Source organism: Candidatus Andeanibacterium sp., from assembly GCF_057143545.1.
On the sequence record NZ_DBNHSF010000010.1, the window covers coordinates 1 to 1,892 of the forward strand.

The 1,892-nt window shown below is 65.7% G+C and carries 2 protein-coding genes; both read right to left on the reverse strand.

Going from position 1 to position 1,892, the window contains the following annotated elements:
* Positions 1 to 1,057: terminase large subunit domain-containing protein (locus AC16XC_RS00640; protein WP_484032697.1), on the reverse strand; the 1,057-nt coding region annotated here is incomplete at its 3' end.
* A complete protein-coding gene (locus AC16XC_RS00645) occupies positions 1,047 to 1,679 on the reverse strand; it encodes a hypothetical protein (RefSeq protein ID WP_484032698.1) in 633 nt (210 codons plus the stop codon). The genes AC16XC_RS00640 and AC16XC_RS00645, both read right to left, overlap by 11 nt.
* Positions 1,680 to 1,892 lie beyond the last annotated feature (213 nt).

Here is a 1,892-nt window from a genome sequence, read left to right on the forward strand (position 1 = left end):
CATTGGCAACCCCGCGCGCCCAGCTTTCAGGGCTCGGGCGCGCGAGCGAGCAATCGGCCAGCACATGGCCGATCCCGGTCTCATCGAGCCCGCAGACCACGATTCCGCATTCGTCGCCATGGGCCGAGGCCGGGGGATCGACCCCGACCACGATCCGCACCAATTGCCCTCCCTCCTTCAGGGGGGGAGCCGCAGGCGTGGCGAAGCCACAGCGTTGGGAGGGGGGAATGCCAGGCCGCATTTCCCCACCCCCCGACCCCCTCCCCTGGAAGCGCAGCTGGGCGCAGCCAACGGGAGGGGGAGTCATTCGACACTGTTCGATCAGCGCCCGGCTCCACAAAGCGCCGTCCACCTCAGCGAGCAATTCGCCTTCGAGCTCCTGCCGCCCCAAGGCCGAGCGGCCATAGGCGCGCTGCATCGCGCTGATGAAACGCGGCGGCAGGTTGGCCTTGTTGTCCCAGGTGGTGCCGCGCGTCAGCACGCCATCGGGGGCTTCGCATTCCGCCACCAGCCGGTGGACCAGCGGCACCGCGCGCGGCGTGGTGGTCGCCAGTACGCGAGGCGTTTCTCCAAGCCGCAGGCCAAGCTGCAGATTGTCCCATGCCGCTTCAGCGCTGGCCGCGTCCCATTTTGCAATCTCGTCGGCCCACGCATGCGAATGTTGCGGTCCGCGCAGACTGTCGGCCTCGGCTGCCGAATAGAGCGTCGCGATTGCCCCGTTGCGCCAGCTCAACCGCCGCAGCGACGGCTCGAACTGGGGCCTGCGCCGGGCAGGGGCGCAGGCGAGCACGCCGCTTTCACCCTCGACCATCACCGCGCGGGCTTCGGCGAGCGAAGCGGCGACGAGCGCGATCCGGGCATCGGGACAGGTTCGGGCGACTTCGAGCACCCATTCGGCGCCGGCCCTGGTCTTGCCGAAACCGCGCCCGGCAAGGATCAGCCAAAGCCGCCAGTCGCCGCGCGGAGGTTTCTGTTCCTTGCGCCGCCAATAGCTCCAGCGGCCAGGCAGGCGAACCCGCTCCCCGCGCGAGAGCGAGGCGATGAATTCAGCCGTCATCGGGTTGGGCGGCCGCGATCAATATGCGAGCAGCTTCCTCTTCGCGGGCGCGCATCGCCTCGATCTTGGCGTCGAGCGAGGCGAGGATCGCGTCCTCGTCCTCGTCTTCGCGCAGCGCCCGCTCGCGGGCGACGGTTTCCTTGTGCAGCGCCAGCAGGCGCAGCGCATTGGCGATGTCGAATTTCGGATCGTCCTTGGCCGTGCCCATCCGCAGGCGGTGCAGCGTTTCCATTTCGAGATGCTCGTAGCCTTCGAGCAGCGCCTCGTACCATTGCGTGCGAAAGGCTGTATCAGCGCGGCGGAGCCGATAGGCAGTCTGCGGAAGAATATTGGCTTGGACAGCGGCCGCTTTCACATTCGACGATTCGGCCAGCGCTTCGAGAAATCCCTTGCGCCAATGAGCCGTCGGTCTTGCGGGCTTCTTCGACTTGGGTAGCCTCCCCGAAGCCACAACGGCCTCAAGCCACGAGACGGCAAATTCGGGATCGCGCCGCTTGAGCGAATAGGGCGTGCTGCGGTTGACGCCCGCAAGTTCCGCAGCTCGCACATTGGTGTGTCCGGCGCGAACTGCCGTCAGGAACGGCTCCTCCCACGGGGGCCGCCTGCTGGCTCTTGCTGTCATGTCGTGGAACTCTCGAATTACTCGAACGAGTTGCCTTCCGGCGACTCGCTCTATCGCGATGTTCATCTTTTCTAACCATATAGCGTCACGATGTCAACAAAAAAGTGCCAAAGAGGTTATATCAGACAACTCCGCCGCTGCTATCGCCCGGCTTTTCCGCATCCGTCATGCTGAACTCGGTTCAGCATCCATTGTGCCTCCCGCTCTGCCTGT